We start from the raw sequence: 25890 nt of genomic DNA, 5'->3' as shown, positions 1-25890 counted from the left end.
GCAAAACTAGCCTAAACTAGCCTAAAACGCTGATTTCTGTAGGAATCGCAGGATCGCCGCGCATAAGACTTTGAGCAGAAATCGGAAGTCTGCTAAGCGCTTTGGCGCAATAATCCTGTGCGCGCATAATCGCGTCATGACCCATAAACTCCGTATTAAATTCGCCATTTTGCACGTAGTCAACTAGCAAATCTTCCCAAGAATCTTGCGGCTTAAAGGCGGCGAGCGCACTCTCCGATCCAGAAATCACGCGCTCACAATCAGCTACGCCATTGCCAGCAGCACCGCCATTCGCACCGCCACCATTCGCTCCACTAAAATCGTAGGAACGGTACGCAAGTTTACGCCCTGGAACAGTCGCCTTATTCTTAGACTTCTTAGCAACAGGTTGCATAACGCCATCCGCACCCTGGCGCTCCGTAAGCTTATAAACCATTGCGCAAGTAGGCACTCCCGAACCTGTAACAAGCATTGTGCCAATGCCGTAGGAATCAACTGGCGCGTTTTGCAAAGACGCAAGAGCGTACTCGTCCAAATCGTTAGTAACAGTGATTTTAGTGTTTTTAGCGCCCAACGCATCGAGCTGCGCGCGCACGCGACGAGCCATAACGCACAAATCGCCCGAATCAATGCGAACGCCGCCAAGATCCGCGCCAGCAACTTGAACGGCGGTTTTAACAGCCTCCTCAACGTTGTACGTGTCTACAAGCAGCGTTGTGCCTTTGCCAAGCGCTGCAATTTGCGACTCAAAAGCATCGCGCTCGCTGTCGTGCACAAGCGTAAAGCAATGCGCGGCCGTTCCAATCGCCTTAAGACCGTAAAGCTTTGCCGCAAGCAGGTTTGCAGTCCCCTTAAAACCGCCGATTACCGCCGCGCGAGAGGCAGCCACCGCCGACCACTCGTTTGTGCGCCTGCCGCCCATATCCATGCACGGCCTTCCAGCAGAAGCGGAAACCATGCGAGCCGCGGCGCTCGCCACCGCGCAATCGTAGTTAAGCACGGAAAGCAGCAACGTTTCTAGCAGCGTGCATTCGCCAAAAGTGCCTTCAACTTGCAAAATCGGAGAATCTGGGAAAAACATTTCGCCTTCTCTGTAACCGCGAATTTTGCCGCTAAAGTGGTAGTTTTCTAGCCATTTAATGGTGTCTTTGCTTACGATTTTGCGATCTTGCAAAAATCGCAAATCCTCGTCACTAAAGTGGAATCGAGCTAGCTCCTCTAGGATTCTGCCTGTGCCTGCTACCACTCCGTATCGTCGGCCTTGCGGAAGATGCCTCGTAAAAATCTCAAAAACGCATTTTCGGTCTGCTGTGCCGTCTTTTAGCGCTGCGTCTAGCATTGTGTACTCGTACATGTCGGTCATGAGTACGGAAGAGTTTGTGTAGGATTTTACGTCAGACTTTACTTCAGACTTTGCGAAATCAAAAGAATCAATCATTTTTAATCCTTTCTTGCGATTTTAGTGGCGTGCATTCGGCGGGCGGTTAGTGGCCATTTTTCCGTAGTTGCGCTTGCATTTTCTATCTGCTTGCAATCATAGTCCTACACCTATCTACGACCAAAGCTACAAAGTGCGTCGAATCGTTCGCGCGGTCTAAGCGCTCAGGCAGGTCGTCGCGCCCGAAAATGTACGTGATTTAAATCAAATCTGGTACAAAATACGGAGTTATTTTCCCGAGTTTGTACGTGATTTAGATCAAATATGGTACAAAATGCGTCAAATCGTTCGCGCGCTCTAAACGTGAGTTATTAGCTAAACATATAATTGAGATTATGCTTGAAAATACGAACAGAACTCTTACAGCAGCAGCCGCGCGATTGCGCTTATACAACACGGCAACTCACAACACTAGTGAGTTTACAACCGTTACTCCTGGTCACGTTGGAATGTACGTGTGTGGCGCAACTGTGCAAAGCTCGCCGCACATAGGTCATATTCGCGCAGCAATCGCCTTCGACGTTGTTCGCCGATGGCTTTTGCGCCTTGGCTACAACGTTACTTTCGTTAGAAACGTTACAGATATAGACGATAAAATCATCAAAAAAGCTAGCGAAAACGGCCAAACATGGTGGCAGCGCGCCTACATTTACGAGCGCGAGTTTACTGAAGCTTACAACACGCTTGGCGTTATGCCGCCTACTGTGGAGCCGCGCGCAACTGGTCACATCAACGACATGGTGGAGCTTATACAGCGCTTGATCGATCGCGGACACGCATACGAAATAACGGATGCGAATGGCAATCCTACTGGAAACGTGTATTTTAGTGTTCCAAGTTGGCAAGATTACGGCGCGCTTACGCATCAAAATGGCAATTCATATGGCAGCAATGAAGCCAGCAAAGCCGACAAATACAACCCAGTTGACCCTGCTGACGCAAGCCCAGATAAGCATGATGCTCGCGATTTTGCGCTGTGGAAGGCACCTTGCGATTTTGACCAAAAAGACGCACGTTGGAACACGCCGTTTGGAGCAGGCCGACCAGGATGGCACATTGAATGCTCCGCGATGAGCCACCGCTATCTTGGCGACGCTTTCGACATTCACGGCGGCGGACTAGACTTGCGCTTCCCACACCACGAAAACGAGATGGCACAAACACTTGCTGCCGGCTGGAAAAGCGCAAACGTGTGGATGCACTCCGCTTGGGTTACATCTAAGGGCGAAAAAATGAGCAAATCCCTTGGAAACGGCCTTTCGGTTCCATCTGTTTTGGCTCAAAAATCCGCGTGGGTTGTGCGATACGCGCTAGGCGGCGTGCAATATCGCGCAATGCTTGAGTGGTCGGATCAATCTTTGAACGAAGCGCAATCGGCTTATGATCGCATATCTAACTTCCTCGATCGCACTGGCCGCGTGATCGAAAATCAGCCAGATTATGCGGAAGTTCAGGGCGTTGATGCAGATAATCTTCCAGAAGATTTTACTAAAGCTATGAACGACGACATTAACGTTTCGGGCGCGCTGGCTGCGATTTTTACTGCGATTCGCTCTGGTAACGCGCTTTTGGATGACTATGCGCAAGGCCAAAACGATAACATTAAAAGCCTTCTTAAGACTTGTGTTTTGCAAGTTCGTGCAATGCTAGACACGCTTGGACTAGACCCTTACTCTCCACAATGGCGCAGCAACGCGCAAAAATCGCAAGATTTGAGCGAAGGCGCGAATAGTGGCGCAAGCGCGGAACACAAGGCTCTTGAATCTTTGATTACAAATCAGCTGGAACAGAGGGCGTTTGCACGCGCTGTCAAGGATTTTGCACGCGCAGACGCGATTCGCGACTCTTTAACCGCCGCTGGCGTTGTAATCGAAGATTGCGCACAAGGTTCATCGTGGCATTTGTCTTAATCAAAAACAATGTAAACATAATAAAAGCAATAAAAAGCAACATAACAAAACGTTCCAAACAACCTGTAGAATAGAGCAATTATGGCAGCATTTAGTTCGTTAACAGAAAGACTTTCTGGCGCATTCAAGCACTTGCGTAGAAAAGGCAAATTATCCGATTCCGACATAGACGGCACGATTCGCGAAATCCGCCGCGCGCTTTTAGACGCAGACGTAGCTTTAGACGTTGTGCGATCTTTTACCGCTAAAATTCGCGAGCGCGCACTAGGCGAAGAGGTTTCTAGCGCACTAAATCCTGCTCAACAGGTTGTGCGAATTGTAAACGACGAGCTTACAAACGTTTTGGGCGCAGGCGTTGAGCGTCCGCTGAATTTTGCAAAATACCCCCCAACCGTAATCATGCTTGCTGGTTTGCAAGGCGCTGGTAAAACAACGCTCGCAGGAAAATTGGGCTACTGGCTTAAGGATTCGGGTCATACGCCTTTGCTTGTTGCGGCGGATTTGCAGCGCCCTAACGCCGTTACGCAGCTTGAGGTTGTTGCAGAGCGCGCAGGCGTGGCGATTTTTGCGCCAGAGCGAGGCGTGCAAAGTGATGGCGGCAGCGAAGTTGTTTCGGCTGGTTTAGCCACTGGGGATCCTGTTAAAGTTGCGCGAGATTCCATTGACTACGCGCGCGCAAAAATGTACGATACGGTTATTATCGATACCGCTGGTCGCCTTGGCGTGGACGATGCTCTTATGCAGCAGGCGCGCGAAATTCGCGATGCTGTTAATCCGCAAGAAATCCTGTTTGTTATAGACGCCATGATTGGTCAGGATGCTGTTCGTACGGCTCAAGCGTTTAACGAGGGCGTTGACTTTACGGGCGTTGTGCTTTCTAAGTTAGATGGCGATGCGCGAGGCGGCGCTGCGCTATCTGTTGCAAGCGTTACAGGCAAGCCGATTTTGTTCGCTTCTACTGGCGAAGGTTTGAAGGATTTTGAGATTTTCCACCCAGATAGAATGGCCTCCAGAATCCTCGATATGGGCGATATTCTGACGCTTATTGAGAATGCGCAAAAGCAGTTTGACGAGGAAGAGTCTAGAAAAGCGGCCGCCAAAATATCTGAAGGAACTTTTGGACTAGATGACTTTTTGGATCAGCTTCAGCAGGTTAAAAAGCTTGGTTCTATGAAGAAAATTCTTGGCATGATGCCTGGAATGGCGGCGCACAGGCAGGAGCTTGAGCAGTTTGACGACCGCGAGATAGACCGCACAGAGGCGATTATTCGCTCGATGACGCCTAAAGAGCGCAAAGACACCAAAATTATTGATGGTTCTAGGCGCGCGCGTATCGCAGCTGGCGCGGGCGTTTCAGTTTCCGCAGTGAATGCGCTTTTGCAACGCTTTGAGCAAGCAGCTAAGATGATGAAGCGCATGAGCAATGGCGGTGGCGCAGGAATGCCTGGAATGGGCGGAATTCCTGGGTTTGGCGGCGGCGCTGGAAAGTCTAAGCGTAAAGACAAAAAGAGCAAGAAGAAGGGCGGAAAGTCTGGCAATCCTATGCGCCGCGAGGCCGAGGAGCGCGCGCTTAGAGACCGCTTGTCTGGAAATTCTTATGCAAATAATGCAAATGATGGCGATGACGCTGGCGAGTCTGCCTTTATGAAGAAGAAGCAGGATTTGCCTAATAATTTGCCAGAAAATCTTCAAAATCTTATGAGTGGCGAAGGTGATTTTGCTGGCGGAATGCCTGACTTGCCGCCTAATTTGGGTGGCGGACTCGCAGGACTTTTCGGCAGATAATGCAAATAATGCAAATAATCTATATAACCAGTAGATGATTTACTCGATTTTACTTGCGATTTTACTTATTTCGCTTATTTTGCTCCTAGCTTGGCAGTTGCTTAGGTGGCTGCCAGCTGGAGCAGATAAGCTAAAACCGCTACCCTATGTTATTGCGCTGCTGCCGATTGCTCCGTTTTGCGCAGGTTTTGGGCTAATCGCCAGCGCTGTGGCTGCAGTTGCAACACGCTCGCAAAATGAATTTTATAAATCTTACGTATTTTTGTGTGTTGCATATGCACTGTTATTCTTAATCTCTTTGAAATCGTATACGCCGTATTTTTCAAGAAGATTGATGCGAATAAAACAGGAAAAATCGCCAGAATCATCACTAGAAAGATCGCAGGAAAAATCACTAGAAATCCGCGTTATGACGCTTAATTGCAGATATGGCCGCGCAAACGCGAGTCAAATAATAAAACTCGCAAAAACGCATAAAATCGACACGATTCTTTTACAAGAAGTGAGCGAAAAACTTGTAAAAAGCCTTGAAAAACTTGGGATTGAACGCGATTTTGCGCATGTGCAATTGGGGAATACAAACAACCACGAAAATGGCGGATTTAACGCGATTTATACGCGACTAAGCAATATTAAGGAATCTTTTGGTAAGTCGATTAAGATTGATGCAGCAAACGTGCCAATTGTTACGGCGGTTGCTTGCGACTCATCTTTGGCTGCTGGCAATTCTGCTGGTTGTGACGCGGCGGTTGCTCGCGATTCTTCCGCGGAAAATCTTCTAATGACATTCGCTTCGGCGCATCCAAAATCGCCTATGCGTGGATGCGATGCTTGGAGCAGCGGAATAATGTCGCTTGCAAAAATCGGCGAAAATCACAATAAAAGCAACGTCAAAAAAGTCACAATAATCGGCGGAGACTTAAACTCCACTCCAGACCACCCAAGCTTTAGAGCGCTACTAAAATCAGGCTTTTTCGACGCATCAATGCAAATTGGAAAGCGACTAAAAACCTGGCCAACGTGGCAAAAATGGCCGAATCTTGCGCTTGACCATGTGTTAGTAAAGTCAAGCGGATGCATCGCTAAAGCCACAGAGCAAAGCACAATTCGCGTGGACGGCAGCGACCACTTTGCGCTAATCGTTTGCATTTCAATCCCCCTCTAACTCCTCCTCTATCTCCCCGCTTATTCGCCCGAATAACAATGCTCTTTGCGTACATTACTCCACCAAGTGAAGTAGAGATTCGAGATTTTTCGCCGCTAGCGAGGCGTATCGTTCGCGCGGTCTAAGCGCGCGAACGTCTTCGCTTGCGTTGAAAGCACACAGTGCTTTCAACTTTGAGCAAGCTCAGCGAATCGAAGTGCATTCGCGCGCTACGCTTTAAGCGCTCATGCAAGTCGATTCGCAGTCCTCCGATGGTGACTCGCCGAGAGAGCAAGAAAAATCGAGAATCTCGGCGATGAAAACCACGCAAAAGTTCTAGACATTCAGAAGGTTTGATGTATTTCTCTACGAGCAATAAATAGCGCCATACTGAGGCCTTAGAATATTAACGTTCATAAGACCCCCGTAAAGGAGTTTCGCTCGCGCGGATTAGCCGCGCTCACGTCTTCGCCGCGCAGAAGCAGTGCTTCTGCCTTTAGCGGCTCAGCGCTCCAAATTGCCTTCTCGCGCTACGCTCTAAGCTCGAAGGCAGATTGGCGCGCCTGCGAGGAGAGAAATACTCAAACCTCGCGCAATACCAAACAAGGAAAATCCGCTCACATCTTCGCTTGACTTTGTACGAAAAATCGGAACAAATTACGTACATTCTCGAGAAAACAAATAGTCCACGCAATCAGTCATAATAGAAAAGTTATTCGCGTGAATCGAAGCCCTCTTATCGACCACGCGAGGAACAGTGGAACTCGCAAGGAGTGCCCCACACCCGAGCGAAATTCTACGACTCTAGTTATAAGGAGAGCCATTTTGGCAACCAAGATTCGTCTTAAGAGATTGGGCAAGAAGTTCTACGCCTTCTATCGCGTTGTGATTTCTGATTCGCGCAACAAGCGTAACGGCAAGTCCATCGAAGAGATCGGCATCTACGATCCAAACAAGCAGCCATCTTTGATTCAGATTAAGTCTGATCGCGCACAGTACTGGCTTGGCGTTGGCGCACAGCCAACCGAACCAGTGTTGAAGCTGCTAAAGATTACTGGCGATTGGCAGAAATTCAAGGGTCTTGAAGGTGCAGAAGGCACTTTGAAGACTTCCGAAGCTGGCCCAGATGCTCAAGCTCGCGTTGAAGCTGTAGAAGCCGAAGCTCAGAAGCTTAAGGCTGCTAAGTCCGAAGCCGCTGCAAAGGCTCAGGCTGCTGCAGAAGCCGCTAAGAACGAAGCCGAAGAAGCTCCAGCAGCAGATGCTGAAGCCGAGGAAAAGGCTGAGTAATTATGCTGGCTCAAGCTGTGGAACATCTCATTAAGAACATTGTGGATTTTCCAGATGACGTATCCGTGCGTTCTCATTCAAACGCTCGCGGCGAACTTTTGCGCGTGCGCGTAAATCCAGAAGACATCGGTCGCGTTATTGGAAGAAACGGTCGTACCGCTAATGCTATTCGTATTGTTGTTCAGGCTCTAAGCCGCCGCAATGTGCGCGTAGACATTATGGACGTACGTAAGTGAGATTGAACGTGGCTAAAAACCAACTTTTTGACAACCCTCAGCAAGGTTCAAACACCCTACTGAGGGTTTGTCGTATTGGAAAAGCGCAAGGATTAAAAGGCGAAGTTACGGTTCAAGTCTTTACAGACGAGCCTTATAATCGCTTTGAACCAGGCAATGTGCTTTACACGCAAGACGGCGAGCGCGAATTTACAATCGAGTCCGCTCGCACTTTCAAAAACCGCTGGATTCTGCTTTTTGAACAGAGTCTAAATCGTAACGACGCAGAGGCATTAAACGGCTTGGAGCTTTACACTAAGGCTCAAAGCGCGGAAGAGTTAGAGCAAGAAAACGCCTGGTATATTAAGGATTTGGTAGGTCTTAGCGCGCGCATTTGTAAGAATAATTCACTTGGTGTTGCTCCTCGCGAAATTGGCAAAGTCGTAGACGTTGTGGACGGCGCGCAGTCGCTGCTTAAAATCCGCCTTTTGGAGCCAGTTGGCGATGATAAAACTGCGCTAGTTCCTTTTGTTCAAGCGCTTGTTCCCGAAGTAAATCTTAAAGACGAATATTTAACTTTAGACCCTCCAGGCGGCTTAATCCCTGGGCTTTAATGCGCAGGATTTAAGCTTAAGGCTTATAAAAAATGCAAATCGACATAATCTCCGTATTTCCAGAATATTTTCGCATGCTTGATCTTAGCTTGCTCGGCAAAGCGCAAGATAATGGCCTGCTTAAAATCAACGCGTACAATCTTAGAAGATGGACGCACGATGTTCATCAATCGGTTGACGATACACCAGTTGGCGGCGGCGCTGGAATGGTGATGAAGCCCGAAGTGTGGTCGGAGTGCCTTGATGAGCTGCTTTTTAGTGGCAATAATATCGCAGATAACAGCGGAGATGGCTGCGATGCCTGCGACGACAATAACTGCATCGCAAACAATAGCGTTGATAACGACGCAATTCTAATCTTCCCAAATCCTTCTGCACCACTGTTTTCGCAAAAAGACGCAACGCAATTAGCAAACGCAAAGCGACTTGTGTTTGGATGCGGCCGCTACGAAGGCTACGACGCGCGAATCCCAGAATACTACAAATCACGCGGCTTAGACGTGCGCGAATATTCGATTGGCGACTACGTTCTTAACGGCGGCGAAGTGGCTGTTAGCGTTATGGTAGAGGCCATTACGCGCTTGATTCCAGGCTTTATGGGTAACCCCGAGTCGATTGTGGAAGAGTCGTACACGGGCGCAGACGCGATTCTTGAGCATCACCAGTACACGCGTCCAACAACTTGGCGAGGCATTAGTGTGCCTGCGATTCTCACTTCGGGAGACCACGCTAAAGTGGATCGATTCCGTAGAGATGATGCGTTGGAGCGCACAAGCCGAATTAGACCAGATTTGATTGAAAAACTTGATTGCAAGTCGCTTAATAAACAAGATAGAAAAACGCTGATTAGCCTTGGGTGGGAGGTTTCTGGCGATTCGCCAAAACGCCTATAGAATTTGCACGGTTTCTTGTTTGATGTTACTCGAGGTTTGAATAAACATTACGGCAGTCTCGCCATAGTTTCGCGTGTCGAAAATCTCCCACCCCGCGCAAATCTTAGGCGCAACACTGCGCGCGCTACGCTCCAAAACAATCAGCGTATCTGCCGCATCACTTACAACGCCGTTTTTAACCATGTTTTCAATCAAAAGCTCAACTTGCTCTGTTTCCAACGCGTACGGCGGATCTATAAACACCAAATCGAAAGCCTCGCCACTGTAATCTTGCACAAACTGCTCCGCGCGCTTTTTATTTACGCGCGCACTTAAATCCTGGCTCCACGCGCTTTGACTTTCTAGCACTTTAACAGTTTTTGCAATTAGTGCCGCCGCAGCCGCGTTCGCCTCTATGCACACCAGCTCTTTGGCTCCTCTAGAAATCGCCTCAATACCTAGAGCTGCAGTGCCTGCGAATAAATCGAGTACGCGCGCTCCCTCGCACACTCCCCACGAGTCGAGTCTAGAAAAAATCGCCTCTTTTGTGCGGTCTGTTGTTGGTCTTGTGCATGACTTTGCGGCGCATAATGGCGTGCCCTTAAATCTTCCTGCAATTACGTGCATATTTTAAGCATATCATTTTAATTTATTTTGACTTATGTATCTTTTTTACTTGTGTCAAATTTTATCCTTGTTAAAATTGTATTGGTCATTTGTTTATTAACATCAACAAATGTTGCTTAGCACTGGTTTCTGGCGATTTATCCCAAACTACGCTAAACAATGAAGTTTGCTAAAAAGCCTAAGCATAAAATATCTAAATCCCAAATACAACTGACATATAACTAAACAACTAAGGAGCAGCAATGACTTCAATCATTTTAGATTGCGACCCTGGCCACGACGACGCGATGGCAATTCTTCTAGCGCTTGGCAACCCAAACATTGATTTGATTGGCGTAACAACAGTCGGCGGTAATCAAAGCCTCGAAAAAGTTACTTACAACGCGCGAGCAACGCTAGAAATGGCTCACGCAACAAACATTCCAGTTCACGCAGGATGCGATCGCCCAATGATTCGCCCGCTAGAAGTGGCTGCATCCATTCATGGCGAAACTGGCCTAGACGGAGTAACGCTTCCAAAGCCAACTCGCCCATTAGACGAAGGCCACGCAGTAAACTGGATTATCAACACGATTATGAACAGCGAGCCAGGCACGATTACACTTGTTCCAACTGGCCCACTTACAAACATTGCAATGGCTGCGCGAATGGAGCCGCGAATCGTTAGCCGCGTTAAGGAAGTTGTGCTTATGGGCGGCGGCTACCACGTTGGCAATTGGAGCGCGGTTGCAGAATTTAACATTAAGGTAGATCCTGAAGCCGCTCACGTTGTGTTTAATGAAGATTGGCCTATTACAATGGTTGGTCTTGATTTAACACACCAAGCACTTTGCACGCCGCAAGTACAAGCTAAAATCGACGCAATTGGCACGCCTCTTTCTGCGTTTGCAAGCGGTTTGATGGACTTCTTCCGCAAAACATACCAAAACAATCAAGATTTTATTGACCCACCTGTGCACGATCCTTGCACGGTTGCGTACTTGATTGACCACAGTGTTGTACAAACTCGCAGATGCCCTCTAGACGTTGAAATTAAAGGCGATTTAACACTTGGAATGACGGTTGCAGACTTGCGCGGACCAGAGCCATCCGCAAGCGAATGCCATACGCAAGTGGCCACTAAGCTTGACTTTAACAAGTTCTGGGATTTGATTATCGACGCTCTAAAGCGAATCGACGGAATCAAATAAGTCAAGCAAACCAAATAAGTCAAACAATAGACATCAAACAAATAAATAAAAGATAATAGAGAAAATCCCTAATAAGAGAAGATCCCTAATAACCAAACAAATATATAGGAGTTATTATGACTGAGGTTTCATCTCCAGCTCCACACATGTTAGACAAGGGCGGGCGCTCAATCGTAGCACTTATGACCGCACTTCTAGTGGCCATTTTTGCGTTCCAGCTAAACGCATCCATGCTATCCCCAGCACTCGCCACTATGACGCACGAGCTTAAAACAACAGATACGCAAATCGCGCTAACACAAACCGTGTTCTTTACTGCAGCAGCGCTGTTTTCGCTATTCCTACCTCGCTTAGCAGACCTTGTTGGTCGCAAAAAAGTACTTACAGGCATTCTGGTTTCAACCATTTTAGGATGCGTGATTAGCGCCATTGCACCAAATGTTACGGTTCTTATGATTGGCCGAATTCTTCAAGGCGCAAGCGGTCCAGTTGTGCCAATGTGCTTGATTATGCTGCGCGTGCGCGTTAGCGAAGAAAAGCGTTACGCAAAGTTGATGGCAATTTTAACGTCTGTAAACGGCGGAATTGCAGGCGTGGACGCACTTGCAGGCGGCTGGCTCGCAGGCAACTTTGGCTTTAGATCCGTGTTTTGGACTATGGCTGTAATCGGCGTGATTGCAGTTCTTTTGGTTATATTCCAAACTGAAGAGTCGCACGCTCAAGACACTCCTAAGATGGATTGGGTTGGCGTTGTAACGCTTGGAATCGCGTTCTTGGCTGCATATCTTGCGATTAACGAAATCGGCAAACTTGCTAGCGCCAACTTGACGCTTGTTGCAGTTCTTGTAGTTCTTGCAATCGTTTTCTTTGTAATCTTCTGGAACGTAGAGGGCAAAAACTCCGCTCCGCTTGTTTCCACAAAATACATGAGCCAACGCCGCACTTGGGGATTGCTTTCTTGCACGCTTCTTACAATGACGGGCGTTTTTGCAATCATGAATGGCGTTGTTCCACAGCTTGCACAAGATGCTAAGTCTGGAGCTGCAATGAGCGCAAGTGTTGTGAGCTTTGCAACTCTTACACCTTACGCAATCATTGGCTTTGTGTTTGGTCCTGTTGCTGGCATGCTTGCTGCAAAGTTTGGCTACCGACTCGTTTTGCGCGCTGGAATCCTTGTAAGCGTTCTTGGCGTTGTATTTGGAATGTACGTTTCCGAGATGCCTTCTGTTTGGGGACTCGTAGTGCTTTCCTTGTGGCTTGGAATTAGCTACGCAGGTGTTGCAAACATTATGCTTAACGGCCTTGGAATTGTGCTTTCGCCTAAGGATAATCCTGGATATTTGCCTGGCATGAATGCTGGAGCGTTTAACCTTGGAGCAGGATTGAGCTTTGCGATTCTTTACGCTGTTATGACCAATTTTGCACAAAGCGCGGGAGCCACCACTGGCTACGTTGCTTCGATGATTGCTGGAATCGTGCTGCTTGCTCTAGCGTTTGCATGCTCGTTCTTGATTCCTAAGCCAGAAGATTGCGACTGATAAGCGCTTAGACTGCGCTTGCTCAGGCAGGTAAAATCGCTCGCGCGCTACAGTGTGCTGTAACTCGCGAGCGATTTTCCGCTTTTTGTACGTGTTTTAGGTCAAAAATGGTACAAAATGCGGAAGTTTTTTCCGGAGTTTGTACCATTTTTAGGTCAAATTTGGTACAAAATGCGGAAGATTTTTCCCGAGTTTGTACCATTTTTTGGTGGAATGTGGTACAAAAAGCGTCACATCGTTCGCGCGCTCTAAGCGAATGCAGGTCGGAGCGAGTATCACGCGCGCTCATGAATGTTTTGCATACGCTCCTCAACAAGCTCTGGCGTCATCGCCTCGTGCACAGCTTCAACAGACTCCATGTTAAGCGCAGCAGCAGCAACCGCAAATCGCCCAGTCTTAGAATTGTCAAAGTGGTTGTATCGCGCGTAAATCAAAGCAGCAGTCGCAGTATCGCTAGAACCGTTGTCGTTGCCAACAGCCTTAGCGCCTTCGGATCCGTTTCCTCTAGAGACAATCATTCTTTGCACTCGTCTTAAAGGCACAGGATAAAACGCAATTCCTTCCCCAAGAATTCCATACGCAACGCCTTCTCGCCCAGAATTAACAAACACGCGCTTTACTCCGCGCTTAAGCAGCGCCTTTGCGCATTGCACAGCCGATCTTTCGTCTACAGCGCAAATTCCAGTAAGAGCTTGCGATTCTGCAGTGTCTAAAACAAGAGTATCAATGCAATTTAGGCGCGAAAGTATTCTCGTAGCTTTTGCATCCGTTATTGCGCGCACCATAATCGGCTTATGATAGTTATCGCACACCCATTCAAACGACTTTTGCGAAATGTTTGTGTCGAGCGCAACAATGTCTGCGTTTTCTATGATTGATATTCTTTCACGCAAAAAGTCTGGCGTCATGTAATCGTAGATGCTCATGTCATCTAGTGCCAAAAGCCTTTGACCAGAAGCGTCTCCAACATACATATAAGACGCTGTCATTGCGTCTGGCAGCTGCTTTGAGTAGCCTATGTCTAGTCCGTTTACGGATGCGTCGATTTTGAACAACTCGCCATTGTGGTCGCCTCCGTACACAGAGACCAGACTTGCGCGCGTGTTCATCCTCTCTAAAGCAACTGCGATATTTCGCCCAACTCCGCCAAGCGCGTAGCGCACTTTTGCAGCGTTCGACGTGTAGTCCATAAGATCTCCGCACGCGATTCCCAAAACATCCATGCTTATTCCGCCGATTACAGTCACGTAGCTTGGTGGCGTAACAATGTAACCTTTGCCTCTAAGGTATCCTTTGCGAATCAAATTAGAAATGTGCGCTGCCACGCCCGATCGCGTAATGCCAGCTAAATCTGCAAGCTCTTGCTGACTAATCATAGGATTCTGCTGAATCCACGACAATATTTGTTGTTCGCGTTCAGTCATCTTTGCCTCGTCTCTCGCGTTTTTACCTTATACTTCTAGAATATTCAAAAATTGTCTTTTTCGCACGTAAATTGTAAAAAATTGTGCGATTTTCTTCTCGATTTTCTTCTAATTGCTCAAAATCGCAGTGCTACTTCCGCGAGTAAAGTCTAAAACCGCTCCAGCGAGTTGCGTGTGATTTTGCAAAGTCGGGTCGCTTGCAAGAATCGAAGTTGCGCATTGCCTTGCGTCTGCAATAATATGCGCGTCTTTAACAACTCGAAGCAACTTTAAGCTTGATTTTCCGCCAGATTGACTATCTCCTAAAACGTCTCCAGCGTTTCTAAGCTCCAAGTCTTTTTGCGCGATTACAAAACCATCTAGCGATTCTTCTACGACTTGCAAACGCTCTGCTGCCAACTCGTTGTCTTGAGCTGCAGATACCAGAAAAGCCCATGATTGCGTGCCAGAGCGCCCCACTCGTCCCCTAAGTTGATGAAGCTGCGCAAGCCCGAATCGCTCTGCGTTAAAAATCACTATGCAACTTGCTTTTGCAACGTCTACACCAACTTCGATTACGGTTGTAGAAACCAAGATTTGCACTTTTCCGCTTTCAAAGTCGCTCATAATTTTGCGCTTCTCGTCGTCGCTTGTGCGGCCTGTAAGCTCAGCAAAATTGACGCCACTAAATTGAGCGAGGTTTTTAAGGCGGGTTAAAATTTGCGATACTGTGTGAATTTGCGAATTTGCTTGCGAATTAACTTGCGAATCGTTTAGTGGATTAGATGCGTATGCGCCAAAGTCGCCAGCAACCGCGCAATCGCCATTATCGCCATTATCGCCATTATCGCCATTATCATCATCGTCTATTCGCGCACAAACAATGTACGCGCGCTCCCCCGCGTCAATCCTGGAACGAACGTGGCTAAACATTGCGGCCATTTTTGCAAAGTCCAGCTCGTTTATAACAAACGTGCGAATCGGCTTGCGGCCGCCTGGAAGCTCCGTTAAGTAAGACGCGTCTAAATCTCCAAACCAAGTCATTGCAGCGCTTCTAGGGATCGGCGTAGCCGTCATAACAAGAAGATGAACATCCGCATTATTGCTCATTTTTCGTATAAGCGAATCGCGCTGCTCAACGCCAAATCTGTGTTGCTCGTCGATAATCGCAAGCGCAAGGTTTGTGGGCTTAAAACTGGCGGAAAATGCGGCATGAGTGGCCACTATAATCGCTGGCTCGCCGCTTGCTACTTTTGCCAAAGCACTTCTTCGATCCGCCAGCTTCATCCCGCCCGTCACAAGCGTAATTTCAACGTTTATATGCGCGCGCGCAATCATTTTGCGCAAATTTTCGGCGTGTTGATGAGCCAGCACTTGAGTTGGCGCAACAAGAACCGCTTGATGGCCCGAACCAACAGCTTGAAGCATTGCACTCATTGCAACAACCGTCTTTCCAGAGCCGACTTCTCCTTGCAAAAGACGACGCATTGGTTTTAATGGGGACTCTGCGGCTGCTTGCGATTCGCCTGATAGTGCGGTTGCTTGCGATTCGCCCTGCGCGCCTTGCATATCTTCAGCAATCTCGCTAATAACGTTTTTTTGGCCTTCCGTCAACGCAAATGGCAAACTTTCTTCAAACTGCTGCCTTAAAGCGCCATTGTTGCATTTATAAGCAGAGCCTAGGCGCGAATTCTCGCGAGATTGCAAAACAGCGATTTGAGATATAAACGCTTCTTCAAAGCGCATTGTGTTGATTGCGCGCGCAAAGTCCTCTTTGTTTTGCGGATTGTGGATTGATTCAAACGCATCCGCGCGGTGCATAAGATTTTTACTTGCGATTACGGATTGTGGGAGAATGTCTGGTAAGGATTCAGACAAGGATTCTGTCGGGGATTCAGACGCAAAATCGCCACCATCGCAACTCTTAAAAAGTTGCAATAATCCTAAAATCGTCTCATGAATATGGTCGCTAGAAATTCGCGAATTTGCGTGGTAAATCGGCCGAGGAGCGCATAACTTTTCAAACGCTTCTTCAACACTTTGCGCAGCAAAATCGCCAGACGCGCTGGATCTCTCATCATTGCTAGATTTCTCATCGTTACTAGACTTCTCATCGTTGCTAGAAGGCGCTAAAACGCTTATAACTTGCGGATGCGTAAATTGCAAAACGCCATTAAACGCGCCGCTCGTGCCGCCTACAACAACGGTTTGACCAACGCTCATGCGGCTGCTAACCCATTGCGCGTACTGCCTGCTTTTCGAAAAATAGACGATTTGAGCGCGCGAAGCATCTTGCGCAACGTTTACATCTAGGCGGTACCCTCTTCGCGCATTCATTTGCACTAAGTTTATGGACTGTATAATCGCACAAAACGCCACTTCTTGACCTGGCAAAATTTGGCTTAAATGCGCGCGTTTTAGCGGATTTGTGACTCTAAACGGGTAGTACGTTAGCGCGTCTTTTACTGTGACTACGCCTAACGATTTTAATGCAGACGCGCGGCGCTTGTTGCCTACGATTGACGATATTGCTGTGTTAAGTGTTATGCGTGCTGCCATACTTCGATTATAATCGTTGCGCTACGATTTAAGCGAAAAATAGGGAAATAGAAAAAGCCCCGAGCACTGCTCAGGGCCTTACATTTAACACGCGATTCACGCTTCAACACGCTGAACCTTGCCTGCCTTAATGCATTTTACGCACACACGAAGGCGAACATTTTCGCCATCAATGGTGGTGCGAACTGGCTGAAGGTTCGGGCGGAAGGTGCGCTTATTGCGAATGTGCGAATGTGAAACACTGAAACCGGTCTGCGGTCCCTTGCCACATACTGCGCAACGAGCTGCCATAATGGACTCCTATTTTCTTTGACTTGCAAGTCTTGCGTCGCTCATCCATGCAAATCCAAACGCGACTAACCGACGCTAAATCGCATAAACAAATAAGCATGCTTGAACGCACAACTACACAAGTATATCACTACGCCAGACATTGCAACATACGCGAGGAGAGAAATACTCAGACCTCGCGCAACGTTGAACAAGGGAATATCGTTAGCGCGGTCTAAGCGCGCTAACGCCTTCGCCGCGCAGAAGCAGCGCTTCTGCCTTGAGCAGCTCAGCGAATCGAGGTGATTTCTCGCGCATTATGCAGCTCGAAATCGTCGATTCGCGAACGAGTTGGAATCAATCAAGATGCGCGAATTTTTGCGCAAGGCGGCAATATTCTTGCATCCAAGCAACGCCATTATTACGCGAATTTGCGCCTTCCAATCTTCAATCTGATCAACAAGCGCGTCCGTACCTCCGCAAGTTAGCGTATGCAAGAACTCGCCAGCAACTCCAACTGCACTCGCCCCAAGCTTCAGCGCACGCACAACATCAAGCGGCGTACGCACTCCTCCGCTTGCAAACACTTGCATTTGCGCACAACCGCCAGCAACCACAGAATCGCCAGCAACCGCACCATCGCAAGAATCGCAAGAATCGTGCAAAATCTCATCGCATTGCGCTATGTCTAGTAACGACTCAACAGTGGTAAGCCCCCAAGAATCAAGGAACTCGTAGCCGCGCACACCCCCACGCCTTGCATTTTCAATCGCAACAAAATTCGTGCCGCCGCGCCCACCAACGTCCACAGCGCGCACGCCCACATTTTGCAAGCGCAACACATCCCGAGCGCTCATTCCGCATCCAGTTTCCTTAACAACAACTGGCACTTTCATTGAATCAAGCGCGCGCACAACATCCTCAATATTGCTAAGCCACGCGCTAAAATCGCGGTCGCCTTCGCTCATAACAAGCTCTTGCGCCGCATTAAGGTGGATTTGCAACGCGTTTGCTTGCAAAATTTCAACAGCTTTAATCACCTGCTCAACGCTTGCCCCTGCGCTTACATTCGCCATAACAAATCCGCGCGGATTAAAGCGCCGAATCACGCTGAAAGTCTCTGCAAGACGCGGATTTTTGAGCGCTGCGCTTAGCGAGCCAGAGGCCATTGCTACACCAGTTTTTGCTGCCACTCTAGCTAGCGACGCGTTTATATTTTCGCCATTCTTGCTGCCGCCCGTCATTGCGTTAATGTACAGCGGAACATCCCATTTTGCGGATTCTCCAAACACACTCACGCTTGTATCTACATCGCTTAACGCCAATTGCGGCAACGCATTTGGAATAAATCGCACGCCTTCAAAACCAGATTCCGCGTGCGATTTGTATTGTTCGCACGCAAGTTTTATGTGATCGTCTTTGCGCTGCTCGATAAGCGAAGAGTCGAGATTTTCATCAATTTCTGCGACTTTCAGATTAAGCGCCTCAATCCCACTTTTTTGCCATTCGTCTTTAATGCGAGCAAACACGGCATCAAAATCTTGTGCGCGAGCAATCGCAATTCCGCAATCTCCTCCGCCTGCGCCGCTTGTTTTTGCTGGCAATCCTGCACTGTTGGCAACTTCGATTAGCTGCGTAAGTTTTGGCGTTTCGATTAGCGTTCCCGTGATTTTGCCAAGATCTTTTAACAGCGCACGATTTTGCGCGAATCCGCTTAATAACGCGTTAAAATCCCCATTTTCTAGCGCATTTGCGATTTTTTGCACGCATTTTTCGCTTTGCACGCAAAAATCTTCGTAAGTTTTAGCGTATGTTTTAGCGTATGTTTTATCAATATTATTCACGCTTAAAGTGCCACTTGCCTCAGATTTCACTCCAGCTTTTACACTTCCAACAAGCTCCGCGCTGCTTGCAGGACTCCCCGTCCACCCTACTAAAAGTCGCAAGCCGCCGCCCACTTTTAAGCGTTTCACTTCAAATCGCGGCCACTTTTTTTGCATCAACTCGCACAAGCTGGAGTCTCCGCTTTCAATCATTTCTACTTCTGCTTTAAGCCATTCGCGATTGTACGCGCGGTACAATACCCATCCGCCGTATGCGCTGGCTGCCACGTCTCCGCCGCTTCCCGACTTTTTTACTAGCGAAGACGCAATTATGGCTAATTTGCACAATTCTGGCGTTGCAATCGCCAATCCGTACCATTCACACAGCGCGCGCACAGCCGCCACCGTTACGGCTGCAGATGATCCAAGCCCGTATTTTTTGCCCGTTTTTTTATCATCTAAATCGCTTTCAATATGTACGTTGTATTCGCGCGCGCAATCCAATTCCCCAGACTCGCAAAACTCCCCAGACGCGCCCATCTCGCGCGCATATTCATCTACAACGTTCATTGCGGAAATCACGTACGCGTAGTATTTTTTAATTTTTTCTACATTAGTTTGTTCTAGCAAATCGTTGGTTTCTGGCGATTTTTCCGCTGGCAAATCGCAAGCAGCCGCGCGAGCACCGCATCCGCATCCATCATTTTTATCTAAAATAAATTCCTTGCTATTGCCAAAACGCGTGCCGTCACCAGTGACGCAACCATTGCCGCCGCCAAACTTCCAATACAACGGCTCAAAATTTTTATCCTCACACGTAATTTTTCCGTAAAAATTCCTGCCGTAAAAATTACTGCCACAGTCGGCATCTTCAGAAAAATCACAAGCTCCAGCCGCATCAACCGTAACTTTTACATAACGATTTACGGCTGTTACGATTGCAGCTCTTCCATCTACAACAGCGTATTCGCCTGCTATATAAAGCTTTCCAGGAGCTGCTGCTTGAAATTTAGTCATGATTTTCTCCGTACAACCTTACTTTAACCGCATCGCCTGGGCGCGCAATAACAAACTGCGGATTGGATTCCGCTGATTCAACAGATTCCGCAAAATCCACATGAGGCAAATCCGCAAAATCCGCCGATTTCTGCGACTCGCGCAAACTCTTAATCTCACTCAACACGCGCAAACTCAACTCATTTTTAACGCGCAAAGCCTGCTCCGCGTTAGTTAAAACCTTAACATTTGGACCTGCGTCCATTGTAGCCCAAACAGGCCACCCCTCGCCGCGCATTTGCAGCACAACTCTAAGCACGGCGTGCGATTCTTCGCTAAGGTAGTCAACGCTAGGATTGGCCGCGCGCATAGCAGCATGCATTCCTAAAGCGTTTCGCTCCGAAACCTCGCCCAACGCCTCTAAATCGCAGTTTTTAATCGCTTGCAAAGCCGTTGCAATGTCATCTTTACAACTTTCAATCCAACTTTTATAAAGCTGCGATGTTTCAACCGTTTGACGCATTGCTTTGCGGCTCGAAATCTTCTTTTTACTTGGATTCAAAACAACAGCCACCATTGCAAGATTAAAATCTTTTGGCGATTCAATTGGCTCCGCGTAACTTGTTTCGCTACTCACGCCCGCGTTCCACAACACCAATCCGCCATAAATCGACCTGCATGCCGACCCCGACCCTTTGCGCGCTAAAATCGAAAGTTCGCGCGCGTTTAACCTAAGACCAGACGCATACGCTGCAGCCGCCGCCAGCGCTGCAAAACCCGAGGCGCTAGACGCAAGGCCCGCCGCCGTTGGAACTGTGTTTTTGCTTACGACTCGCGCACGGCTTTCGATTCCAGCCATTTTTCGCACAATGTCTAGCATTTTTACGATTCGCGCGCGCTCTTCGCTTTGCAATAAATCGCCACTAAGCTCTACATCGTTTAAGCAAACGGAGTCGTCTTCTAGAGAATCGTCAAAATGCACGCTAGTTTTTGTGGAAAATCCGCCTAAAGTCAAAGATAGCGAGGAAGAATACGGCAAAATAAGCTGCTCGTCACGCTTTCCCCAATACTTGATTAGCGCAATGTTCGCGTTTGCTTCCGCGATTGCGCAATGCGTTTGCATCGACTCGTCAAACGCTATTTTTGGCTCAATTTCAACGTTTTCCACAATAACCTTTCTAAAACCTTTCTAACTGCCGATTTCCACAATCCACGTTTTAGCAGCACCTGCACGCTCTAAAGCCAGCGCCACTTTAAGTGCATCATCGTAGTTTTGCGCAAGCGCGATAACGCATCCGCCACCGCCGCCTCCAGTCAGCTTTGCTCCCAAAGCACCACTTTTGCACGCAGCACTAACCAACTCGTCTAATAGTGGCGTGCTCACACCTAATTGCGCAAGAATCTTGTGCGCGCGGCTCATCTTAAGTCCAATTTCCAGCGGCCGCCCAAGCTCTAAATCATCTTGCGCGCTAATGGCGATTTCCCCAAGCTGCTCTAAAAGCGCATCAACCGCATGCGGATTCAAATCGCGCTTTTTGCGCAACGAATCAACCGTATCGCGCGTTTGCCCTTTGCACCCCGAATCAGCCAAAACAAGCCACGCGTGCATGCGTATATTTATGTTGCTAAATTCGCCGCCCAAAAATCGCACTGCGCGCGCCGAAGACGTAGCCTTAGCGTCTAATCCCGATGCCTTTCCATGAGCAACATTTTCCGCCTCCTGCGTAAGCGCAAAAAGCTGATCCTCGCTGGCATCAATCGCGTAATAGTCTAGAATCGCGCGAATTACAGCGCCTGCAGCTGCAGCCGACGACCCCAATCCTCGCTCTGGCGGAAAATCGCAAGCTGTTTCCACTTGCAACTCTTCGCCGCGCCAATTCGCAAATTGCAAAGCCTTATAAATCGCGGTTTTAATGGAGTTCAAACGCTTTGGCGCACTTTTTAATGGCCCGCAAAAATTCAACGCTTTAAGAGTTACGCAGCTTTGAGCAAGCTCTTGCAAGCTGTTTTTATTAGGATTATTTTCGATTTGTGCAACTAGCCCGTCGGTTGCTTGCGACTTTTGCGCACCTGTGTTTAATGCGTTTTCTGCGTTTTGTGCAATTGATGCGTTTTCTTCGTTTGCGCTACTAACTGTTGCGCGCATCTTAAGATTTTTCAGCGGAAGAGCCACTGCACTGTAGCCATAAACAACCGAATGCTCACCAAAAAGAATCACTTTTGCGCAAGTCTGCCCAACGCCAATGCGATTATGTACGCGATTTTTTGTGCGCTCATTATTGCAATCGCACGGATTAGACGCGTGGCGATTCGCTAAAGTGTTGCACTCAGTCACTAATCCTCCTTTGCGACGCACTGGTTCACTTATTGTCATTGCTTAATTATTAGCATTGCATAATTGCGCAAATGCTCGCTTTTGCATGTTAAGTCTATTTATCAACTTTTATAATTTAGTAGCTAAAACGATTCAACACCACGATTTGCGCAATACGCACACAACACATTCACATTTCCGCTTCATGTAGTGCGTTTGTATCACAACACGCCATAAATCAGGTACAAACACACTACAGTTCTGCGTGTTTATGTAGTGCGATTGTACTAAAAAACACCAAAATCAAATACAAACACACTACATGACAGGTAATCGTTCGCGCGGTCTAAGCGCGCGAACGTCTTCGCAGCGCAGAAGCAGTGCTTCTGCGCTGAGCTGCTCAGCGCTCCGAATTACCTTTTCGCGCTACGCTTTAAGCGAAAAGGCAGGTCGTCGCGAATAAAAAAGCTCTGCGCAAGTCGCAGCAAGTAAAACTCACCACAATTCGCACAGAGCCAATGCTTAAGATCAATCCAAATGGATTGCCTCCCATCGCAAATTCCGCAAAATAACAAGCAATCGCAAAATCACAATAACTTGCAAGAACTCACAAAACCCGCGTGGGAAGCTGGAACACGTTTAACTACTCAGCTACAACCTTAACAGTAAAGGAAGCGCTGATTTCTGGGTGAAGAGCCACAGTTGCTGGGAATTCGCCAGTGGTCTTGATTGCAGCAACGCTAATAGCGCGTGCTTCAACGGCGGCCTTTGGTGCCAAAGCAGCAGCAATCTTATCGGCGGAAATACCACCGAAGAGCTTGCCAGACTCGCTCACCTTAGCGGCGATTTCTACAACAGTGCCTTCGATTGCGGCCTTAGCTGCAACAGCCTCTTCGCGAGTGGCAACAGCCTTAGCCAAGCGTGCGCGACGCATCGCTTCAATCTGGGAAGCAGCGCCCTTATTCCACGCAAAGGCCAAGCCCTGTGGAATCAAGTAGTTACGTGCGTAACCAGCCTTAACAGTAATAACGTCACCCGAGTGACCCAAGTTTGCAACGGTCTTGGTGAGAATAACCTTGGTTTCTGCCATGTTCTATCCTCTCAATCAGCGACCAGTGGTGGCGTATGGGAGCAAAGCCATCTCGCGAGCGTTCTTAACGGCCTTCGCGATCTTGCGCTGTTCCTGTACGGTTACACCAGTAATACGACGGGAACGAATCTTGCCGCGGTCCGAAACGAACTTACGCAACAAAGCAACGTCCTTGTAATCAATTTCAGTAATCTTGGCAGCCTTCAAAGGATTTGGCTTCTTCTTAAAAGGCTTGACCGGTGGTTGCGGCCTCTTACGTGACATAGGATGTCCTCTCTTAAATGCGTTAAACTTTTTGTTTTTGTTTATACGCTAAACTGATGTTTTTAATTGTAAAGTCGTATTTAGATTTTTACCAGCATTAGTTTTACAAGCAATAAGTCATATTCGCTAAACTATCTGCCCTAAAGCAGCGGCGACTAGACGCCATTAGCGCGCGCATAAAACTAGTAAACCAGTAAAACTAGAAAAACTAGAACTCTGGCTCTTCGTCTGATCCACCAAAATCGGAGCTAGCTCCAAACGTTGCAAATCCGCTGTTTGATGGAGCCGAAGCGCTCCACGGATCTTCAACGTTTACGCCCTGATTAGCGCCATTTTGCGCATTCATACCAGCACCAACAGCCGCACTATTCGCATAATTCGCGCCGCCAGCATAACCGCCAGTGTATCCACCAGCATTCATACCAGCTCCAGCACCAGCGCCCTGATTGAATCCGCCATTGTTCCCAGCAAAACCGCCCTTCGAGCTCAAACGATTAACCTGAGCGGTTGCAAAACGCAAGGATGGCCCAATCTCATCAATCATCAAATCAATGCTGTATCGTTTTTCGTTGCTGTTTTTATCAACGTAGTTGTTTGCACGCAACCTACCCTGAATAATAACGCGCATTCCCTTTGTAAGTGTTTGTGCGCAATGCTCAGCTAAGTCGCCCCATGCAACGCATCTAAGCGATAATGGCGTGCCGTTAACGTAGCTGTTTGTTCTTCTGTCAAAAGTAGAGGAATTAGAAACAATCGTAAAAGACGTTCTAACACTACCGTTGGAACTGGTAGCAGTTTCTGGCTCTTTAGCCAAATTACCAATCACAGTTATAACAGTTTCTCCAGCCATCGTAGCCTCTTTTCTATTAAGACTTGGAACAATTTCGTGGAACAATTTAGAGCAAATCCAATTTGACTATTTGACTATAAATTAATCAAACTAATCTAAATAAAATTTTGGATATTGTCCTTAAACTTTGACTTTACTTTGCTTTATTTCGCTTTACTTTGCGTCCTTGCGAAGAATCTTCGTGCGGACTACAGATTCGTTAAGGTTCAAAACACGGTCAAGCTCGTCGCTAAGAGCTGGCTCGGCAGTGTAATTCACTACAACGTAGTTACCTTCGTTCTTGCCATCAATCTCGTAAGCAAGCTTACGGCGACCCCAATAGTCGGTACCATCAACGGAACCGCCCTCTTTGGTGACAAGCTCAAGATACTGCTCGGTCAACTTCTTAAGACCGCGCTCGTCAAGCTCTGGATCGGCAATGAACATCAGTTCATACTTGTGTGCAGACATCACCCACCTCCTTCGGACTATTCGGCTGCGGGCTTTCCACAGCAGGAGTGTGTTTGCAAAATCGTTCGTAAATCAAGTTATTACACAATTTATTACGCTATTATTACGCAATAATTTTTTGCATATTTAATTTTACGAACAACCTACTAAGTCTACATCATGCTTGCGACTCACCGCCGCGCAGCTAATCAACCACACTAATGAGCGTAAATATTCCTGTGCTTCATGTCTTCTGGAAGCGCGTTTCTAAGCGAAACAAGCGACCCGGACCTAAACACAGACCTAATTCCAGCAGCCAAAAGAGGCGCAATCGAAAGAACCGTCATATTTTCTAAGCGCTTTTCTTCGGGAACAGGAACTGTATCCGTTAAAATGATTTCGCGCGCGCCGCAATTCTTAAGTCGCTCTACTGCAGGCCCCGAAAGCAGCGCGTGAGTTGCAACCAAAGTAACGGATTTAGCGCCCGCTCCTTTAAGAGTGCGCACAGCTTCGCAAATCGTGCCAGCCGTATCGATCATATCGTCTACAACAATGCAATCGCGGCCTTGAATGTCTCCAATAATTCCATGCGCTTCCGCGTGATTTGGTCTTGTTATATCGCGCGTTTTGTGAATAAACGCTAATGGCAATCCGCCAAGCTTTGCAGCCCATTGCTCCGAAACCTTGATTCGCCCTGCGTCTGGAGAAACAATCGTAGTGTTTTCTAGGCTCATTGTGTTGCGAACGTAGTCAATAAGCACTGGCATAGCCGTTAAGTGGTCCACAGGCCCGTCGAAGAATCCCTGCTCTTGAGCCGCATGCATGTCTACAGTCAAAATACGAGTAGCTCCAGCGGAACGGAATAAGTCAAACATAAGTCGCGCTGTAATTGGCTCGCGGCCTTGATGCTTTTTGTCTTGACGCGAATACCCAAAGAAAGGCGCAACAACGTTTATGCTACGCGCGGATGCTCGCCTTAAAGAATCCACCATAAGCAGCTGTTCCATAATCCAATTGTTGATTGGATCGGTGTGCGCTTGCAAAACAAAAACGTCTGCGCCTCTAACTGGCTGCGTAAAACGCACATACATCTCCCCGTTTGCAAAATCGTAGGCAGTTGTTTCCAGCACGTCTATTCCAAGGTAGTTGGCGGTTTCTTCCGCAAGTTGTGGATACGCTCTACCCGTTACAAGCATCATTTGCTTTTTTGGAGTGCCTTCAAGAATTGTTGACATATTTGCCTTCCCGTTTGCAAAATCAGTAAAAACGCAT

At 47.9% G+C, this 25890-nt stretch carries 22 protein-coding genes; 9 read left to right on the top strand and 13 right to left on the bottom strand.

The window, feature by feature from the left end:
- Positions 1-16 precede the first annotated feature (16 nt).
- Positions 17-1438 carry a nicotinate phosphoribosyltransferase gene (locus ACPEIW_RS02020; protein WP_425664080.1) on the bottom strand — a complete coding sequence of 474 codons (1422 nt, stop codon included), beginning with the start codon at positions 1436-1438 and terminating at the stop codon, positions 17-19.
- 335 nt (positions 1439-1773) lie between these two features.
- On the opposite strand from ACPEIW_RS02020, the gene cysS reads away from it, so the two are divergent.
- The 7 genes from cysS (at position 1774) to trmD (ending at position 9286) form a co-directional block, all read left to right on the top strand.
- Positions 1774-3348, top strand: a complete 1575-nt coding sequence (cysS, locus tag ACPEIW_RS02015) for a cysteine--tRNA ligase (RefSeq protein WP_425664078.1) — start codon at positions 1774-1776, stop codon at positions 3346-3348.
- Positions 3349-3429: 81 nt separating this feature from the next.
- Positions 3430-5133, top strand: coding sequence for a signal recognition particle protein (gene ffh, locus ACPEIW_RS02010; RefSeq protein WP_425664076.1), 1704 nt, complete (start codon positions 3430-3432; stop codon positions 5131-5133).
- A 34-nt stretch (positions 5134-5167) separates the two neighbouring features.
- Complete coding sequence (locus ACPEIW_RS02005; protein ID WP_425664074.1) at positions 5168-6298, top strand: endonuclease/exonuclease/phosphatase family protein; 1131 nt, start codon at positions 5168-5170, stop codon at positions 6296-6298.
- An 804-nt stretch (positions 6299-7102) separates the two neighbouring features.
- Positions 7103-7564: a 30S ribosomal protein S16 gene (gene rpsP / locus ACPEIW_RS02000; protein WP_004113466.1), complete on the top strand. Its 462-nt coding sequence runs from the start codon at positions 7103-7105 to the stop codon at positions 7562-7564.
- A gap of 2 nt (positions 7565-7566) precedes the next feature.
- Entirely contained in the window at positions 7567-7800 is a 234-nt protein-coding gene (locus ACPEIW_RS01995) for an RNA-binding protein (protein WP_004131855.1), read from the top strand.
- An 8-nt stretch (positions 7801-7808) separates the two neighbouring features.
- Positions 7809-8393 (top strand): ribosome maturation factor RimM, encoded by a 585-nt coding sequence (gene rimM, locus ACPEIW_RS01990; protein ID WP_425664071.1) that lies wholly within the window; start codon positions 7809-7811, stop codon positions 8391-8393.
- A 32-nt stretch (positions 8394-8425) separates the two neighbouring features.
- Positions 8426-9286 carry a tRNA (guanosine(37)-N1)-methyltransferase TrmD gene (gene trmD / locus ACPEIW_RS01985; protein ID WP_425664069.1) on the top strand — a complete coding sequence of 287 codons (861 nt, stop codon included), beginning with the start codon at positions 8426-8428 and terminating at the stop codon, positions 9284-9286.
- Here the strand turns inward: trmD and rsmD are convergent.
- Positions 9281-9892, bottom strand: a complete 612-nt coding sequence (gene rsmD / locus ACPEIW_RS01980) for a 16S rRNA (guanine(966)-N(2))-methyltransferase RsmD (protein WP_425664067.1) — start codon at positions 9890-9892, stop codon at positions 9281-9283. The two genes, trmD and rsmD, sit on opposite strands and share 6 nt — an antisense overlap.
- 242 nt (positions 9893-10134) lie before the next feature.
- Between rsmD and ACPEIW_RS01975 the strand changes: the two genes are divergently transcribed.
- Complete coding sequence (locus ACPEIW_RS01975) at positions 10135-11082, top strand: nucleoside hydrolase (protein WP_004131838.1); 948 nt, start codon at positions 10135-10137, stop codon at positions 11080-11082.
- Between the two features lie 116 nt (positions 11083-11198).
- Positions 11199-12620 carry an MFS transporter gene (locus tag ACPEIW_RS01970; RefSeq protein ID WP_425664065.1) on the top strand — a complete coding sequence of 474 codons (1422 nt, stop codon included), beginning with the start codon at positions 11199-11201 and terminating at the stop codon, positions 12618-12620.
- Positions 12621-12895: 275 nt separating this feature from the next.
- Here the strand turns inward: ACPEIW_RS01970 and ACPEIW_RS01965 are convergent, their stop codons facing one another.
- From ACPEIW_RS01965 to ACPEIW_RS01915, 11 genes are all read right to left on the bottom strand, one after another.
- Complete coding sequence (locus tag ACPEIW_RS01965; RefSeq protein ID WP_425664063.1) at positions 12896-14044, bottom strand: PfkB family carbohydrate kinase; 1149 nt, start codon at positions 14042-14044, stop codon at positions 12896-12898.
- 108 nt (positions 14045-14152) lie between these two features.
- Entirely contained in the window at positions 14153-16582 is a 2430-nt protein-coding gene (locus ACPEIW_RS01960; RefSeq protein ID WP_425664061.1) for an ATP-dependent DNA helicase RecG, read from the bottom strand.
- Positions 16583-16678: 96 nt separating this feature from the next.
- Entirely contained in the window at positions 16679-16873 is a 195-nt protein-coding gene (gene rpmB / locus ACPEIW_RS01955; RefSeq protein ID WP_004105392.1) for a 50S ribosomal protein L28, read from the bottom strand.
- Between the two features lie 296 nt (positions 16874-17169).
- Complete coding sequence (gene fni / locus ACPEIW_RS01950; RefSeq protein ID WP_425664058.1) at positions 17170-19692, bottom strand: type 2 isopentenyl-diphosphate Delta-isomerase; 2523 nt, start codon at positions 19690-19692, stop codon at positions 17170-17172.
- Positions 19685-20839 carry a diphosphomevalonate decarboxylase gene (mvaD, locus tag ACPEIW_RS01945; protein WP_425664056.1) on the bottom strand — a complete coding sequence of 385 codons (1155 nt, stop codon included), beginning with the start codon at positions 20837-20839 and terminating at the stop codon, positions 19685-19687. The genes fni and mvaD overlap by 8 nt, the downstream gene beginning before the upstream one ends.
- Positions 20840-20860: 21 nt before the next feature.
- Positions 20861-22006, bottom strand: a complete 1146-nt coding sequence (mvk, locus tag ACPEIW_RS01940) for a mevalonate kinase (RefSeq protein ID WP_425664054.1) — start codon at positions 22004-22006, stop codon at positions 20861-20863.
- Positions 22007-22628: 622 nt separating this feature from the next.
- Positions 22629-23075 carry a 50S ribosomal protein L9 gene (gene rplI / locus ACPEIW_RS01935; RefSeq protein ID WP_004112972.1) on the bottom strand — a complete coding sequence of 149 codons (447 nt, stop codon included), beginning with the start codon at positions 23073-23075 and terminating at the stop codon, positions 22629-22631.
- Positions 23076-23090: 15 nt separating this feature from the next.
- Positions 23091-23339, bottom strand: coding sequence for a 30S ribosomal protein S18 (gene rpsR / locus ACPEIW_RS01930; protein ID WP_004105399.1), 249 nt, complete (start codon positions 23337-23339; stop codon positions 23091-23093).
- A 208-nt stretch (positions 23340-23547) separates the two neighbouring features.
- A complete protein-coding gene (ssb, locus tag ACPEIW_RS01925; RefSeq protein ID WP_425664051.1) occupies positions 23548-24189 on the bottom strand; it encodes a single-stranded DNA-binding protein in 642 nt (213 codons plus the stop codon).
- Between the two features lie 153 nt (positions 24190-24342).
- The gene (gene rpsF, locus ACPEIW_RS01920; RefSeq protein ID WP_004131822.1) at positions 24343-24639 is read right to left on the bottom strand and encodes a 30S ribosomal protein S6; all 297 of its coding nucleotides are present in this window, start codon (positions 24637-24639) and stop codon (positions 24343-24345) included.
- A gap of 197 nt (positions 24640-24836) precedes the next feature.
- Complete coding sequence (locus ACPEIW_RS01915) at positions 24837-25853, bottom strand: ribose-phosphate diphosphokinase (RefSeq protein WP_004131821.1); 1017 nt, start codon at positions 25851-25853, stop codon at positions 24837-24839.
- Positions 25854-25890: the final 37 nt, after the last annotated feature.

This window comes from Gardnerella piotii (assembly GCF_049815665.1).
GTDB lineage: Bacteria > Actinomycetota > Actinomycetes > Actinomycetales > Bifidobacteriaceae > Bifidobacterium > Bifidobacterium piotii.
Note: the sequence above shows the minus strand (reverse complement) of the source record. Positions and strands in the feature narration are given on the sequence as shown.